Source organism: Gordonia sp. CPCC 205333, assembly GCF_048537885.1.
Taxonomy (GTDB): Bacteria; Actinomycetota; Actinomycetes; order Mycobacteriales; family Mycobacteriaceae; genus Gordonia.
This window is the reverse complement of the sequence record NZ_JBCLVI010000002.1, coordinates 125459-140767: the sequence shown is the minus strand read 5'-3', so window position 1 is coordinate 140767 and position 15309 is coordinate 125459. Positions and strand designations below refer to the sequence as shown.

13 protein-coding genes are annotated in these 15309 nt (G+C 58.5%); 12 read left to right on the top strand and 1 reads right to left on the bottom strand.

Going from position 1 to position 15309, the window contains the following annotated elements:
* Positions 1-3: 3 nt before the first annotated feature.
* The 10 genes from AAFP29_RS06220 (at position 4) to AAFP29_RS06175 (ending at position 10950) form a co-directional block, all read left to right on the top strand.
* On the top strand, positions 4-1032 hold the full coding sequence (locus AAFP29_RS06220; protein ID WP_419216483.1) for an MlaD family protein: 1029 nt from the start codon (positions 4-6) through the stop codon (positions 1030-1032).
* The gene (locus tag AAFP29_RS06215; protein WP_419216482.1) at positions 1029-2036 is read left to right on the top strand and encodes an MlaD family protein; all 1008 of its coding nucleotides are present in this window, start codon (positions 1029-1031) and stop codon (positions 2034-2036) included. Before AAFP29_RS06220 ends, AAFP29_RS06215 begins: the two co-directional genes overlap by 4 nt.
* Before the next feature lie 8 nt (positions 2037-2044).
* On the top strand, positions 2045-3037 hold the full coding sequence (locus AAFP29_RS06210; protein ID WP_419216481.1) for an MlaD family protein: 993 nt from the start codon (positions 2045-2047) through the stop codon (positions 3035-3037).
* Complete coding sequence (locus AAFP29_RS06205; RefSeq protein ID WP_419216480.1) at positions 3031-4110, top strand: MCE family protein; 1080 nt, start codon at positions 3031-3033, stop codon at positions 4108-4110. The genes AAFP29_RS06210 and AAFP29_RS06205 overlap by 7 nt, the downstream gene beginning before the upstream one ends.
* Before the next feature lie 65 nt (positions 4111-4175).
* Positions 4176-5144, top strand: coding sequence for an MlaD family protein (locus AAFP29_RS06200; RefSeq protein ID WP_419216479.1), 969 nt, complete (start codon positions 4176-4178; stop codon positions 5142-5144).
* Positions 5141-6088, top strand: a complete 948-nt coding sequence (locus tag AAFP29_RS06195) for an MlaD family protein (RefSeq protein WP_419216478.1) — start codon at positions 5141-5143, stop codon at positions 6086-6088. Before AAFP29_RS06200 ends, AAFP29_RS06195 begins: the two co-directional genes overlap by 4 nt.
* 23 nt (positions 6089-6111) lie before the next feature.
* Positions 6112-6729 carry a hypothetical protein gene (locus AAFP29_RS06190; RefSeq protein ID WP_419216477.1) on the top strand — a complete coding sequence of 206 codons (618 nt, stop codon included), beginning with the start codon at positions 6112-6114 and terminating at the stop codon, positions 6727-6729.
* Between the two features lie 40 nt (positions 6730-6769).
* Positions 6770-8623, top strand: coding sequence for an SDR family oxidoreductase (locus tag AAFP29_RS06185; protein ID WP_419216476.1), 1854 nt, complete (start codon positions 6770-6772; stop codon positions 8621-8623).
* Position 8624: 1 nt separating this feature from the next.
* On the top strand, positions 8625-9503 hold the full coding sequence (locus tag AAFP29_RS06180) for an oxidoreductase (protein WP_419216475.1): 879 nt from the start codon (positions 8625-8627) through the stop codon (positions 9501-9503).
* Between the two features lie 58 nt (positions 9504-9561).
* Positions 9562-10950: an ABC1 kinase family protein gene (locus AAFP29_RS06175; RefSeq protein WP_419217218.1), complete on the top strand. Its 1389-nt coding sequence runs from the start codon at positions 9562-9564 to the stop codon at positions 10948-10950.
* On the opposite strand, the gene AAFP29_RS06170 is transcribed toward AAFP29_RS06175, so the two are convergent.
* Entirely contained in the window at positions 10947-11666 is a 720-nt protein-coding gene (locus AAFP29_RS06170) for a TetR/AcrR family transcriptional regulator (protein WP_419216473.1), read from the bottom strand. The two genes, AAFP29_RS06175 and AAFP29_RS06170, sit on opposite strands and share 4 nt — an antisense overlap.
* Positions 11667-11794: 128 nt before the next feature.
* Here AAFP29_RS06170 and AAFP29_RS06165 point away from each other — a divergent pair, with 128 nt between their 5' ends.
* Together AAFP29_RS06165 and AAFP29_RS06160 are read left to right on the top strand one after the other, a co-directional pair.
* Entirely contained in the window at positions 11795-12292 is a 498-nt protein-coding gene (locus tag AAFP29_RS06165) for a hypothetical protein (RefSeq protein ID WP_419216472.1), read from the top strand.
* Positions 12293-12297: 5 nt separating this feature from the next.
* Positions 12298-15288 (top strand): MMPL family transporter, encoded by a 2991-nt coding sequence (locus AAFP29_RS06160; RefSeq protein ID WP_419216471.1) that lies wholly within the window; start codon positions 12298-12300, stop codon positions 15286-15288.
* Positions 15289-15309: the final 21 nt, after the last annotated feature.

Below are 15309 nucleotides of genomic sequence, written 5' to 3'. Positions count from 1 at the left end.
GCCATGTCAACCAAATCCGGCCGCGCACTCAGCCCGACGACGATCCGACTACGCGGCATTGCGCTGCTGCTGGTGATGATCTGTGTTGGCATTGTTCTCTCGATGTACGCAACAGGCGAATTTCAGAATAAGTTCAGGGTCACGGTCAACGCTTCCACGATCGGCGAAGGGTTGACCACCGGCGCGGATGTGAAACTGAATGGACTCTCGATCGGCAAGGTGCGGCGGATCGATACCGTCGGCTACGGGGAGCAGCGGATTGAGCTGGAACTGGAGCCGAATCAAGTCGTACATCTCACCGATCACGTTCGGGCACGATTCGCATCGTCGAATCTATTCGGTGCCACCGCCATCGAACTAATCAAAACCCCCGGCGGCGCTCCGTTGCGGGACGGCGCGACGCTTTCCATCGGTCGTGATTCGACTCAGGTGACCGTGAGTGACGTCTTCTCTCGGGCCGGTAAGTTGGCCGCGACGATTGGTGATCCGGAAGTTATCGGTCTCCTGCGACTATTCGTCACGAATGCGCGTGGAATTGGCAAGTCGTTGGTCGCATTTCTCAACGCCGGACGGATGCTCCGCGACAACCAGATCGGACCGATCCGAAAGTATCTGGCAACGGGAGCGGAGATTTCGGGGGCAGCCGAGTCCATGGTTCCACTGCTGGTCGCCGGTGTGGTCGACTTGCTAGAGCAGGCGAAGTTCCTTGGCACAGAACGGAATCGGGCCCGTACCAAGCGTGCGATCGCGGGTCTGAACGACAAACTGCTCTACCCACTCGGTGATCTGTTCCGGACGCATAACGGTCAGTTCAGCAAAATCGCGGCGACCGCGCTCGACCTCGTGATCCCAGTCGCCGTGTCAATCGGCAGCATCGCGCCCGCAGTCGATCGGATACCAGAATTGATAGCGAATATTCGCGCGGCATTCCCGAACGTAGCGGGTCGGCCACAGCTCCAGTTGCGCATCATCGCAACCAATTTCCCGCAAGTCACGCGTTCAGTCGGCCCGAACAAGGTGGCCGGCCGATGAGGCGGACAGTTGGCCTAGCGCTAAAACTGGGGATATTCGCCGCGATAGTCGCCGCATGTCTGACTCTGGTGGTCAATTCTTTGCGGACTCCGGTGGAAGGAGAGCAGCGCGCCTTTACCGCCGTCATCAGCGATGTCTCTGGATTATTCACCGGCAGCGACGTTCGGATGTCGGGTGTTCAGGTCGGCAAGGTCAAGTCGATCACGCTCGATGGTGCGCTGGCCAGGGTCGGATTCACTGTCAAATCCGATGAGCCGATCTTCGACAATACAAAGGTTGCCGTGCGATACCAGAGCCTCGTCGGCCAACGTTACGTGGAGTTGATACGGGCTGATCAGGACGGATCGCCACTGCCGCCCGAATCGACGATTCCGCTTGCGAACACTATCGCCTCGTTCGACGTCTCCGTTCTATTCAACGGACTGCAGCCGTTATTCACGACACTAGATCCCGCGGCACTCAACACCTTCGGTGAAAATTTGCTGCGCGTCATCCAGGGCGATGGCAGTGGGATCGGTCCAGCGTTGCGTGATATCGAACAGCTCAGCAAATTCGCCTCTAATCGTCAGCAACTGATCACGGTTCTGATCGGGAACCTGGGGATCGTGTCGCAGTCGATCGCAGGAAAGTCCCAGCAGGTTGGAGAATTGGTGAAGCAGCTCAATTTGATTGTCGGCGATATCGCCAACCGAGCCGACGGAATTGTGAAGAGTTCAATCGACGCGAATGAAACGCTCACTCGCGGCGCAGACTTGCTCGGACAGTTGGAGGCTGCCTACGACGACAGTTACGGACCGCTCGACTCATTCCTTCGGCGAGTGTTCCCACCAACGAAACAGGTCGCCGAAGCGCTTGCACTGTTGCCCACGCTGATCACCGGGTTCAACAACTCGATGTCCGGCTTGACCGCCCCGCAGAATTTCACTTGTACCAAGGGGCGAGCGGATATCCCAGGAATCGGCAGCATAGTCCTGGCTAATCAGCGGCTGGTGGTTTGTCGATGAAAGACCTGATGAGTCGAGTGAATCTGACCCGTGGATCGGATTTCCGGTGGGGTGCGGCCGGAATGTCTGTCGCGGTGATCGGATTGATCGTCGCAGCTCTCATTTTCGTGTTTCCGTTCGGACAGTCGGCATATGCTGCTCAGTTGCGATATTCGGGGGCGCTTAATGCCGGTGACCTGGTCCGAATCGCTGGCGTCAACGTCGGTGCCGTGAAGTCGGTTGAACTCGACGGTGACCGAGTAACGGTGAAATTCACCGTCGACAGTGACCAGTGGCTGGGCGACCGGACCTCGGTCGAAGTCAAACTTCTGACCCCGGTCGGCGGCCACTATCTGGCTGTTCAACCCGCTGGACAACGACCGTTGGGTGACACGATGATCCCACCGGAACGCGCCAAGACGGCGTTCGAACTCACAAATGCACTCGAAGCGGCGGCGCCAGCAGTCGACAAGTTCGACGGTACGACGTTGCGGAACACCATCGATGAGGTAAATCGGGCGATTGCCGGTGAACCCGATGCGGTTCGGAACCTGATGTCGGAGAGTTCGTCACTTATCTCGGGCCTGGCAAACCAGTCCGGACAGCTGACCAGCGGAATGCGGGTTGCTGACGAATATGTGGCAGCGATTGCCGAAGATAAGGCGCTCCTGGCCGCGTTCGTGCGAAGTCTAGGTGTTGTCGCGGTAAAACTCGGCACTCATCGGCAGCAGTTGGTGACGACTTTCCAGTCATTGCGGCGGTTGGCGGCGATTGTGCACCGACCGATCGTGGATTTCGGCGACCATATCGAGCCGTCGATCTCTGGGGTGGAGGAGATCTTCCGCAAACTGACGGGAGATCTCGGCAAGACTGACACCGCGATCGAACAGCTAAAGAAGGCTATCGAGACGATCAGCAAGATGATTGGTGTTGACCAGACAAAGGGGCTTCTCGTCGATCAATCGGCGATTACCGTTCGAAACAGTGGACTGTGTGTACCAGCACCGGGGACGACATGCTGAACCGCGCGAAAGTCGTCAGCTATCTCGCGGCACACCGAGCCGCACTCTTGGCGGCCGCTCTGATCGTCGTCGTCGGTACGGTCACCGCGGCATCGCAGTCACCGATGGAAATGGTCGGTCTGCAATCTCAGCGAATATGCGCGGAGTTCACCGATGCGACCGGTTTGTACGTCGGCAACAACGTCTCGATGCTGGGCGTCACGGTGGGGCGGATCGACCGAATCGAGCAGCGCCGCGCGGGAGTCGAAGTCCATATGAAGGTGCGCAAGAGTCTGAAACTGCCAGCTGATGTCGGCGCATTGGTGGTCGCCAGTTCGATTGTGACCGATCGACGTGTGGAATTCACCAAACCGTATACGGCCGGAGCGACTTATCCGGTGGCACGCTGCATTCCGCTCAACCGAACACGAACGCCGAAGGGGATCAGCGACACCCTTGACGGCGTGAATCGCACGGCAGCGGCGCTCCTTGGCGGCAACGATCCAACTCAGATCCGGCAAGGGCGCGAAGCCCTCGACAAATTCATCGCAAATGCGACGGCGATCACCGATGGGACCGGCCCGCAGCTCAACGAGTTTCTGGGGTCGTTGTCGAAGGTTCTGGGAAACACCTCCGAGGTCGACGGGACCGTACGGCGCATGGTGGATTCGCTTTATTCGCTGACCAATATGTTCGTCACGAACTGGCCCGATTTGAAGGCTTTGCTCGACAACCTCAGCGGCGTTGTGCGCGCCGTTCAGGGCGCGACGAACGGACTGGGAGAGGCGCTCGCGTACGCCAACGAATTCCTACCCGTCGCCGTACGCAATATCGGCAGATATGACAAGCAGCTGTATGGCCTGGCAGATACCCTTGTCCCGTATTCGCACGAGTTGCTCAAGCGTGTCGACAACATCGGGGACCTGATCCGATACCTGCCGATCGCGATGGGAAAGCTTCCCGGACTGGTCGATCCGATCATGCACGCGCTGCTCTTCACCTATAAGTCACCGCGATTCGTGACTACGTCGGGTGGGAAGAAGTTGTCGATGAATCTGGCTGATCTGCTGACTTCGATGAGCGGGGCGCGATGATGACGCGATCAGCTAGAAAGCGGGGTGACCGGATTTTGGCGAGGTGTGCACCGATCGTCGCAGCGATGGCGCTATTGCTCACTGGATGTGGTGTACAGGCGATTGACCTGCCACTACCTGGCACCGCGATGTCCGGTGACGGCTACCGTATCTCCATCGCATTCGCGAGCGCGCTCAACCTTCCGGCGAAGGCAAAGGTGTATCTCGATGGCGTCGAGGTCGGGATAGTGGACACTATCAGCCTCCGTGACCGCGATGCCGTGGTTGACGCCCACATCCGAAAGGGTGTGGTGCTGTCCGCCCAAACCACCGCGAGAATCAAACAGTCGTCTCTGCTGGGCGATCTCTACGTCAATCTCAGTCAGCCGACTTCTGGGTCGAAAGGCACGCTGTCCGATGGCGGTCATCTCCCACGCTCGCAGACCTCGCCCGCGGACAACGTCGAGGATATGTTGCGTTCGATCTCGACGTTCGTTGTCGGTGCACCATTTGCCGACATCGCATCGGTGGTGAACGAGGTCAATTCGGCGATGCCGAGCCCGGCGGAATTGATCTCCCTGCGTCGTGCCGGTTTGCAGGCCCTTCACGACGTCGCGACCAGTGAACCCGAACTCAACACAATCCTTGATTCGGCGGCGTCGATCAGCGCGACCCTCGGTCGCAACTCCAACCGTGTCGACTATCTACTCACCCAGGGGCCGCCGCGGGTCGCGGGCCTGGCTGACGTCCTCTTCGGCACGGTTGACCTCATGTTCGGTGTCGCGCACCTGACCCGGAATATCACTCCGCTGCTCAAACCGCTGACGCCGGACCTGAGCCGGATCCTCGGCGTGCTCAGGCCAACTGGGCTGGCGTTGGCCAAATCGGACCAGACCCTAGCGATGGACATGACGACCTTTAACGCACTGTTGAAGGAGAAACTGATTCCATACTTCAACTCGCCGCTGAATCTGCGAGTCCATACCGATGCGACCGCGCCGCAGCAGGCTGACCAGTTGATCGCAGTCCTCCGCGGATTGGGGATGGTCCGATGAAGCTGCCGGCTCCCGTCACGCTTGTTCTGCTCGCGGCGATCACCGTGGTTGGCTCGGTGTACATGGCGGTCGGTGTGCTTCATTACAACCCGGCTGACCGCAAGATTTCCGTTGCCGTGGAAATGAACTCGTCGGGTGGCTTGATGACGACGTCGCGGGTGACGTTGCGCGGTATCGAGATCGGTCGAGTGGAATCGCTCGAGGAGACATCGACCGGTCTGCGAGCACAGTTGTCCATCGACGCCGGCACCCAAATCCCGGCCGGCGCCACCGTGCGCGTGGCGAATCTATCAGCGGCGGGCGAGCAATACCTTGACTTCACCGCAGCCGCGATCACCGCACCGTATTTATCCGACGGTTCGGTTGTTTCCGCCGCTCAGGTGCGACCGGCGGCAACTGTGAGCGAGACCTTGGAACGGCTCGACGCATTGACCGCTTCGCTCGATCCGTCGGCTATCTCCAAATTGGTCGCCACTATGGGCCGTGGGTTCAGGGGTCGGGAGGCCGAGTTCACCAAAATTGTCGCCGCGACGACCAAATTCGCTGCCTTGCTTGATGACAAGGCCGAGAAGTTGCGGGTGCTTTATCACAATGTGCAGGTACTCGGCGACAATTTCGCGGGCTATGGGCCGACGATCTCCCGTGCGGCGACCGACATCGGAGTAGCAATTCCTGATCTGCTGCTCATCGTTCGCGGCTACGAGAGGTATTCGTATGTCGGCGAGAAGATCTTCGACGATCCGATCGGACCGCTGGTCACCAAGTTGACTAAATACTGCGCGCAGCTTTGTCCAGATTTCACGCTGATCGCAACCCTGCTCAGCCCGTATACCCGGCTGGTCCGTCCATTCCGCGCCGACATTGGGCACCTTCTCAATGCCATGCTCCAAGTTTTCCCCGGCGATGGCACCGCGCATGTCGCGGTCACCGTTGGCGGAAAGTAAGCCCCACCCGAAGGAGAACGATGATGAGCGCTCCCACAAAGGATGCGAATATCGAACAGCCGATTGACCGGGAAGAGACAGTCGACGGGCAGTCAGCTGACACTCGCGGTCCCCGCCGCGCGCTGACCGTGCCGTTACCACGGGTGAGATTGGACCGGCGAAGGTTGGGCCTCGGCGTAGCGGTGATTGCGGTACTGGCGCTTGTGATCGGCTGCGCGATCGCCTGGCGCTCAGCGGCATCAGCGCGTGATGACCTTCGCGCTGGGCAAGCCGATGTCGCAGCCGTAAGCGAACTCGCACGGACATATACCCAACGCTCGCTCACTTACGACTACCGAAAACTCGATGACTTCTTCACCGCGGTGACTACTGACGTCACGCCCGCACTTCGCACGAAATACGGCCAGGTCCGGGACACCCTCAGCGAGATCATGACGAAATCGCAAGTCATCGCGACTGGCGAAATCCTGGGAACGTCGGTCACTGCCTCCAAGCCCGACCGTTACGACCTTTTGGTTTTCGCCACTCAGAAGACACAGAACATCCAGCAGGCCGAACCAGGGGAAGCGCCCAACCTCTTGAAACTCACTGTCGTTCGGCGTGAGGGCAAGTGGCTTGTCGATGACTACGCATCGCGTTGATGCGCATGCACGTATAGATGAAATCTGAAGGGAATAACGAATGACGACAACTGCTGACATAGAACCGCTCCCGACGGCCATACCAGGACGAACCGAACCCGCCCCCGAATTTGTCCGTCGGGCCGATGTCTCGATCGCCTATTACCGCCACGGAAATCCGAACGCAGAAGTGATCCTGCTCGTTCACGGCTGGCCTGATTCACATCACCTGTGGGACAACGTTGTTGGGGATCTCGTCGATCGCTTTCATGTTGTGACGGTTGACAATCGGGGTGCCGGACGATCAACCGATCCGCAAGGGTTCCGGCAGTTCCGGCTCAGTGAAATGGCGCAGGACTACCTTGCTGTCGCCGACACGGTCAGTCCTGGGCGACCGGTACACGTGTTGGGCCATGACTGGGGAAGTGTCGCCGTGTGGGAGTGGATCACCGATCCAGAGATCTCATCACGAGTCGCGTCGTTTACCTCGGTTAGTGGCCCGTCCGGTGACCACTTGAGCAAGCTCGTCCGAAAGCGTCTCGCCGGTGGCAGCCCGCGGGGTGCGGTTTTGGCGCTCGGCCAAATCGGATCGTTGTTGTATATGTTCGGTTCATCGATGCCAGTTGTACCCAATATTCTGTTCAAAGCGACGATGACTCCAGAGCGGTGGCGGGCCGGCTTGGCGCTCGCCGAGGGGATCGATAAGGCGAAGATCAGCCTGGGGCCAACCTTCACCACAGACATCCACCGCACCCTGCGCGTCTATCGGGCGAACTTTCTTCCGATGATGTTGCACCCCGAGGATCGATTCACCGATGTTCCTGTGCAAGTGATTGTCGGTACCCGTGACCCGGCTGTACGCCAATCCTCCTACGACGGCGAGGGCGAGTGGAATCGTCGGACCTGGCGGCGGGTGCTTAAGGCAGGCCATTGGCTACCGCATTCACATCCCGGGGTACTCGCCCGTGCCACGACCGAACTTATCGATCATGTCAGCGGCAAAGAACCGGCTCGTGGGCTGGCGCGCGCTGAAATGGGCGTGGCGCGAGGCGAATTCGGTGATCAGTTGGTCGTCGTCTCGGGTGCCGGTAGTGGAATCGGCCGGGCAACGGCGCTGCTGTTCGCTGTACGCGGAGCTGAAGTCGTCGTCTCGGATATCAACGCTGATTCGGCTCACGAGACTGCGCGACAGATCATCACCGCTGGTGGCCGCGCGCATGCATATCAGCTAGATGTAGCCGATCCAGCGCAGGTCCGCGACCACGTAGCGGCAGTTGTCGCCGATCACGGCGTACCCGACGTCGTTGTGAATAACGCCGGCGTCGGCGCGGCGGGGAGCTTTTTGGACACCACCGAAGAAGAATTCAACCGGGTGTTGTCGATTAATTTATTCGGGGTGGTAAATTCTGCTCGCGCGTTTGCCGCAGAGATGGTTGATCGCGGAACTGGTGGACATATAGTGAATCTGTCTAGTATGGCCGCGTATTCGCCGGGGCGTGGGATGTCGGCGTATTCGACCAGCAAGTCAGCGGTGTTTATGTTCTCTGATTGTCTACGTGCCGAAATGGCTGAGCACGGCATAGGGGTCAGCACTATCTGCCCGGGAATCGTGCACACAAATATTATTGCGACGACAAAGGTTTCTGGCGTGAATGCGGCCGAGGAACGTCGTGTACAAGAAGTCGGCGATCGTGCATATGCGATGCGTCGGTACGGGCCGGAGAAGGTTGCCACACAGATCGTGAGTGCGGTGGCCAAGGGAAAAACTGTGGTACCGGTAACGCCGGAAGCGCGTATTCAATACTACCTGAACAGAGCTGCGCCCGGGTTAGTTCGCTACTTCGGTTCCAAGGCATCGATCACCGATCTGATATCGCTGCTCCCAGCCGGGCGCCGCAAGAGTATGGAGGCATGAGATGAGTTGGAGTTCTCTTGATATCCCGGATCTAACCGGGCAGACATTCGTCGTTACCGGTGCGAACGGCGGGTTGGGGACAGTGATCACCCGTGTCCTGGCGCAGAAGAATGCCAAGGTGCTGATGGCATGTCGAAACACCGATTCCGCGCAACGGATCGCTGATGGTCTCATCGGCGACGTCGAGGTTCGCAAACTGGATTTGTCCGATCTGACGTCGATACGCGAATTCGCCCGTAGCATTGAGAATTTCGATGTGCTCGTCAATAACGCCGGGGTGATGAATGTGCCCTTCGGCCGCACAGCCGACGGGTTCGAGACTCAATTCGGGGTGAATCATCTCGGTCACTTCGCGCTGACGGGCTTGCTACTGGACAAGATTGCCGACCGAGTGGTGACGCTGAGCAGTATCGCGCACGGGCACACCCCGAAATTGTGGATTGATGACCTCAACTATGAGGGGCGCCGGTATCAGCGGAACCTCGCCTATGCACAGTCGAAACTAGCGAACCTGATGTTCGCCCGAGAGCTCAATCGCCGGTTCGAGGCTTCGGACCGACCATTGCGGTCCTATGGCGTGCATCCGGGAGTGTCAGGGACAGATCTGTTCACCCGTACTGAGACGATCGCCGATCGATTCGCGAAAATGGGCGCGTCGCTGGCCGGACACCCGCCCGAGAATGCCGCCGAGTCGGCGCTATTCGCCGCGACGACCACAGATGCCGACCCCGAGGTGTTCTGGGGGCCAACTGGCGGCATAACGCAATCGCGTGGGCCGGTTCGCGCCGCGCGTTCGTCGAAATTGTCGAAGGATGCCGTCATGTGGCGGCGGCTCTGGGATAAATCGCAGCTGATGACCGGAGTCACTTACAGCGTATGACTAGGGTGTGCGTTTGTTCGTAAGTTTCCGCTGGGTGTCCAAGGATGAGTGAGTGCAGATGACGCCGAAGGACTTGTCGGGTTCGCGTTTGGTACGTGGTCGCAAGGTGACTCAGGTGGTCGCGAGCCAGGTCGTGCGTGACGTCGGATTACGTGTATCGACGGTCGGTCAGCCCCCCGCTGTCCGTTCGCAGCGCCGCGACATCGCATTACAACAGGCTGCCGAGCAACTTGTGAATGTCCTTGGCGGTATGAAAGGTGCCGCGATGAAACTTGGGCAGATGCTGTCGATTATCGACCTCCCTTTCATTCCTGAGGAGAGTCGTGAAGGATTCCACCAAAAGCTCGCGGTGCTGCGCGACAGTGCACCCGAAGTGGACTTCTCGACGATGCGAACTGTGATAGAAACTGAGCTTGGTGCCGCCATCGACGATGTGTTTGCCGAATTCGATGAAAATGTCGCCGGTGCCGCATCTATTGGTCAGGTATATCGCGCGGTAATGCACGACGGTCGTGAAGTGGCGCTCAAGGTCAAGTATCCGGGAATAGACGCTGCAGTGGTGGCTGACATTAAGAACCTCTCTGCGTTCTTGAAGTTCTGGAGAAACGCAATACCGACTATTGCGACGTCCGAATTCATCGGAGAGTTGCGATCTGCACTTTACAATGAGCTCGACTACGTGACCGAGGCGCGTACTCAGCGCCGGGTCGCACGGAAGTTCGCTGGTCATCCGTTCATCTGCGTCCCCAATATCATCGATGAATTGTGTACACCATCATTGCTCGTCACCGAGTGGTTCGAGGGACTGAATTTCGATGAATCCACGAAGCTCGATAAATCCGAACGCGATCGGATCGGAGAGATCGTCTATCGATTCTACGTCGGTACAATTTATCGTGAGGGGGAGTTTTGTGGTGACCCACATCCTGGCAATGTCCTGCTCGGCACCGATGGCCGCGTTGGATTTATTGACTTCGGTGCATATAAGGAAATGGACTCCGAGTCAATTGAATTCGAACGAAACTTGTGGCGTGCGGGTGCCGACTCCGATGGTGAAAGGATTCGTGAGTTAGCTGTAGGACGGGGAATTATAGCCGCAGATACTGAACTCACCGAGGATGATTGCCTTGAATACACGATGGGGGCTTTTCGTTGGGAGATGGTGGACGAGCAAGTTACCATGACCCCTGAGTTAGCGGGGTCGGTAATGAAAATGCTGAATCCGGGCGGTAGCGCGTTCGGCGAAATTCGTAGTCAGCATTTGCCGCCTGAACACATGATCTCTCGGCGAGTCGACATAGCAACCGCAAGCATGCTCGGGAAACTAGGGGCCACTGCCAACTGGCTCCGTATCGCTCGTGAGTGGATCAGTGACTCTGATCCGAACACTGAACTTGGTCGGTTGGAGGCACAGTGGCGGAGGACTCGACCTGGCCAGTCCGGTTAGAGGTCGAAGTCGTCAGTGGTACGCGCGAGGTGCAAGGGCTGGGTAAGGTCCACGGCGACGTCGGGGTCGACATTCGCCGCGACAATCGCGAGGATGGAACGCACCAGTTGCTCGACGAACTCAGTTTTCGGTAGGGCATCGTTTGCGGGCTTATCTGACCGAATCCACCAGTCCGCGCCCGAAGCCGCGATGCCGAATATCGAGTAGACCGTCAACTCGAGGCGCTGACGCGAGCTGATGAAGTTGGCTAGCACGTCCTCGGACATCACGATGGCGCGGTCGACGGATGCTCGCATGCTTTGAAGCGGATGTTGTGCCGAGCCGGAGGCGCTACCGTACTGGCCGGTGACGAGGAAGGTCACCAGGTTCGGGTGTTCACTGACGACGTCGGCGTATTCGGAGATCAGGTGCGTGAAGATATCCGCGACCGAGTCCTCGTAGAAGTTGATCGCTGATACCAGTCGGCCCCACAGGCTGGCTGTGACGCTCTCCAGAATCGCGCTGTACAGATCGCTCTTGTCGTCGAAGAAGCGGTAGAGCTTCGGCTTGCGAACGCCTAATTCGGTGCAGATGTCGTCCAGTGTGGCGTTCGGACCGATGGTGTCGATTGCTCTGATTGACGCTTCAACGAATTCTGCGCGCACCTTGATCCGGTGGTCGGTCCAGCGGGTTGTACGCGCGTCGGCTCGTTTGGTGGTGACCGTTGCGTCTGACACGCAGTCGATGATATCCGATACCGCCGGTAGCGATCTCGCTGGCGCTCGGACCGTCCAGTTCTGTCGATTTCGCCTGCCGATCGAGAATGTGCGCTACCTTGAGTATCCGATACTTTAGGTTGGGGTAGATGAGGATTCTCCGCAAACGTCAGGTTGCGACGGCGACGCTCGCAATGCTGCTGGTGGCCAGTACGGCCGGCTGTGGTGACATGCTCACCGGCGGCTCCGTACAGACGTCCAGCTATCCGCCGGTCAGTCCGCTGACATCACCAGAGCAGGGAAGCGTCGCGTTGCCCGCTGGCTTCCCGGCCGACGTGCCTGTGATCGCAGGCAGATATCGCCGTATCCAGTCGACCGCTGCGGGTTCGTCGAGTTCGTCCTACCTTCTTGCGGTCAGTGAAGTCGGCCGCGATGCGACCGCACGGGCGCGAAACAAGCTGTTGGCGGCGGGCTTTCAAAGTCAGGAGTTCATCGGGCAGACCACCTACATTGGCGGCTCCGGTCATACGGTGACCTTGTCGACCGCTGACGACGGATTCGGCGTCTATCTGATCTATGCGGTGGTCAAACTAGCGGGAATGCCGTCGATGCCTTCGGTCGATCTGTCAGAGTTGTTCGGGGGATAGCGGCTATGTCACATCAGTACAGTCCGAAATTCGAGCGAATGGGCCGGTTCATCGCTCGGCACGCGATTTTGGTAGTCCTTGTCTGGATTGCTCTTGGGGCAGTCGTGAATATTGCGTGGCCGCAGTTGGAGAACGTCGCATCTCGTAAGGCTGCGAGCCCGATGCCCACTAATTCAGCGGCGATTCAATCGATGATGACGATGGCGGACAAGTTCGGTGAGAAGGGCAATCTGAACTCAATAATTGTCGTTCAGTCAAATCCGAACGGTATGACCCCAGACGCGCGGGCGCGATACAACGCGACAGTTGAACGCTTCAAGGCCAGGCCGGATGCTGTTGCGTTTGTGCAGGATGTTCTCGGAGATCCGGTCGTCGCCTCCAATCCGGCGGTGCGAAGTCAGGTCATGAGTCCTGACGGTAAGGCCTGGATACTGCTCGCGGGACTAACGGGCGAGGTCGGATCACCCAAGACAATAGCGTCGCTTCAGATCGCGAGCGATATTGTCCGGCAGACTTTTGACGGGTCAGGAACGCTCGCTCATGTCACCGGGCCGACCGCGACTATGGGGGATCTGGCCACGTCCAGCGTCGCCGATGTCAAAGTTATCGGGGCTATTACGATAGTCCTGATCGGCTTTATCCTGTTGCTGGTCTATCGGTCGTTCTTCACTGCGCTACTTCCGCTGCTCGTGATGGGTACCAGTATCGTTGTGGCCCGTGGTGTAGTGGCGGGGTTGAGTGAGATCGGGCTGCCTATTTCGACGATGTCGGCCTCACTGATGATCGCTATTCTCTCTGGGGCCTGTGTCAACTACACCGTATTTCTGATTAGTCGCTATCACGAGAACCTGCGATCCGGTATGTCTCAACCGGATGCGCTCGCCCACGCGAGTGGATCGATGTCACGGGTCATTCTGGCGACTGCGGCGACTGTTGCGATAGCCAATCTTGCGCAACTCACGGCCAAGCTTGACTTTCTCGCTGCGGCAGGCCCGGCGGTTGCTATCTCGATTGGTGTCGGCTTTCTCGCCGCGGTCACGATGTTGCCCGCGGTCCTCACCATCGCAGCCCGTTTTGGGCTCGGTCTGGCAAAGCCGGACAGGTCCGGTGCCTATTGGAAGCGGGTCGGCGAACTCGTGGTTGCTCGTCCTGGTCGGACGTTAGTCTCCAGCTTGGTCGTGCTTGGACTACTCGCCGGGTGCACCGCGTTCCTCAACGTGGGATATGACGATCGTAAGGCGCAGCCGCAGGACACCGAAAGTGCTCAGGGGTATGCGCTGATGAATGCGCATTTCCCGTCCGACACGATGATTCCGCAGTATGTGGTCGTTGAGTCGGATCGCGATATGCGCACGCCCCAGGGCCTGGCCGATCTGGATCAGATGGCTGGACGGATCGCGCAGATGCGAACCATCAAGCGAGTCGTCGGAATTACTCGCCCAGACGGCAAGAAGCTCACCCAGGCAACGCTTGCGTGGCAAATCGCGCAGATGGGTACTCAGCTCGGCAAGGCCGGTGATTCCAATCCAAAGATCCGGCAGCGACTCGACCAAGTACGGACCGTAGCCGGTCTGATCGAGTCGATGGGTTCGGGCGACGCGGATATCAATACCGAGGACCTGCTGGCCAGCGCTCGTTCCATGCTTGCGATGGCAAAGTCGGCGTCAGCCGAATTGGCGAACTACGCGGGGTTGGTCAACACATTGAGTTCGTCGGCCGACTCGGTTGACCAACTGGCGCAGTACTCACCAGTCCTGATCGGGCTTGCGAACGCACTCGATTCCGCGTCGAATGTGATCTTGCCAGCTCTGAACTCGGACCTCTGCCGGTACAACGCTGACTGTCGCCACGTGCGCGGTCAACTTCGTACAATCAGCGACTTGAAAAAGAGTGGAGCCCTCCAGAAGATCGCGGACCTAACGCGTTCACTTGCTACCACCTCCGGCCGCGACTCGATGAAGTCGACCATCGAGGCACTGGCTGGGCAATATGCGAAGGCGCAGGCGATGCTCGCCAATATTCCGGCGGCGGAGCGTCAGTTGGATAAGGTTAGCCAGTTGTCCACGGCGCTTTCGGCTGCCGGACTCGATATTTCCGACACTGCCGCGATGGCGCAGCGAGCCCGTAAGATCGCTGATCAGGTACAGTCCGCGACTTCTGCGATGACCACCCTTGCAGCATATCTGCAGACGATCGGAAGTAGCGCTGCCGGCGACTCCGCATCTGGCTTTTATCTTCCCGCCCAGCTGCTCGCCAATCCCGATTTCAGTATTCTCAGCAAAGCATTCATCTCACCTGATGGGAAGACTGCTCGATATCTGATTCAGTCGACAGCCAACCCATTCTCCGCCGACGCGATGGCTCTGACCCGAGAACTGAAGACGGTTGGCGACCAAGCGTTGCCGAATACAAGCCTGTCGACGGCGACAGTCGCGATTGGCGGCTACCCGTCGATAAATAGCGATCTTCAGTCGATGTTCCGACGCGATTTCACAGAGATAGTCATCGTGACGTTGTTGGTCATCCTGCTAGTAATGTGTGTTCTACTTCGCGCCATTGTGGCGCCGTTGTATTTGCTGGCCTCGGTCATTGTCACCTATGCCTCCGCAGTCGGTGCCGGAGTTCTCGTGTTCGGTGTCATCGGAGGTCAGGATATCTATTGGGCGGTACCTGCTATGGCATTCACTTTGGTGGTCGCGGTCGGTGCGGACTATAATATGCTATTCGTCGCACGCCTTAGGGAGAATTCATCTGGAGAGCCGCGGGACGGTGTAGTGCCGACAGTGATGGCAACCGGTTCGGTAATCACATCGGCCGGAATGATATTCGCCGCAGCTATGTTCGGCATGATGGCCGGATCGGTCTCGACAATGGTGCAGATGGGCTTCATTATCGGTATCGGAATCCTTATTGACACCTTTATTGTCCGCACGATCACGGTTCCCGCGATGGTCGCACTAGTTGGACGGACCAGTTGGTGGCCGTCATCGAGGTAGTCCGCATTTCGACTCCAGGAG

Bases quoted from the DNA above. Each gene is read 5' to 3' on its own strand.
- AAFP29_RS06215 (WP_419216482.1), top strand. From the start codon at position 1,029: ATGAGGCGGACAGTTGGCCTAGCGCTAAAACTGGGGATATTCGCCGCG.
- AAFP29_RS06220 (WP_419216483.1), top strand. From the start codon at position 4: ATGTCAACCAAATCCGGCCGCGCACTCAGCCCGACGACGATCCGACTA.
- AAFP29_RS06185 (WP_419216476.1), top strand. From the start codon at position 6,770: ATGACGACAACTGCTGACATAGAACCGCTCCCGACGGCCATACCAGGA.
- AAFP29_RS06175 (WP_419217218.1), top strand. From the start codon at position 9,562: ATGACGCCGAAGGACTTGTCGGGTTCGCGTTTGGTACGTGGTCGCAAG.
- AAFP29_RS06190 (WP_419216477.1), top strand. From the start codon at position 6,112: ATGAGCGCTCCCACAAAGGATGCGAATATCGAACAGCCGATTGACCGG.
- AAFP29_RS06195 (WP_419216478.1), top strand. From the start codon at position 5,141: ATGAAGCTGCCGGCTCCCGTCACGCTTGTTCTGCTCGCGGCGATCACC.
- AAFP29_RS06165 (WP_419216472.1), top strand. From the start codon at position 11,795: ATGAGGATTCTCCGCAAACGTCAGGTTGCGACGGCGACGCTCGCAATG.
- AAFP29_RS06160 (WP_419216471.1), top strand. From the start codon at position 12,298: ATGTCACATCAGTACAGTCCGAAATTCGAGCGAATGGGCCGGTTCATC.
- AAFP29_RS06180 (WP_419216475.1), top strand. From the start codon at position 8,625: ATGAGTTGGAGTTCTCTTGATATCCCGGATCTAACCGGGCAGACATTC.
- AAFP29_RS06210 (WP_419216481.1), top strand. From the start codon at position 2,045: ATGAGTCGAGTGAATCTGACCCGTGGATCGGATTTCCGGTGGGGTGCG.
- AAFP29_RS06200 (WP_419216479.1), top strand. From the start codon at position 4,176: ATGGCGCTATTGCTCACTGGATGTGGTGTACAGGCGATTGACCTGCCA.
- AAFP29_RS06205 (WP_419216480.1), top strand. From the start codon at position 3,031: ATGCTGAACCGCGCGAAAGTCGTCAGCTATCTCGCGGCACACCGAGCC.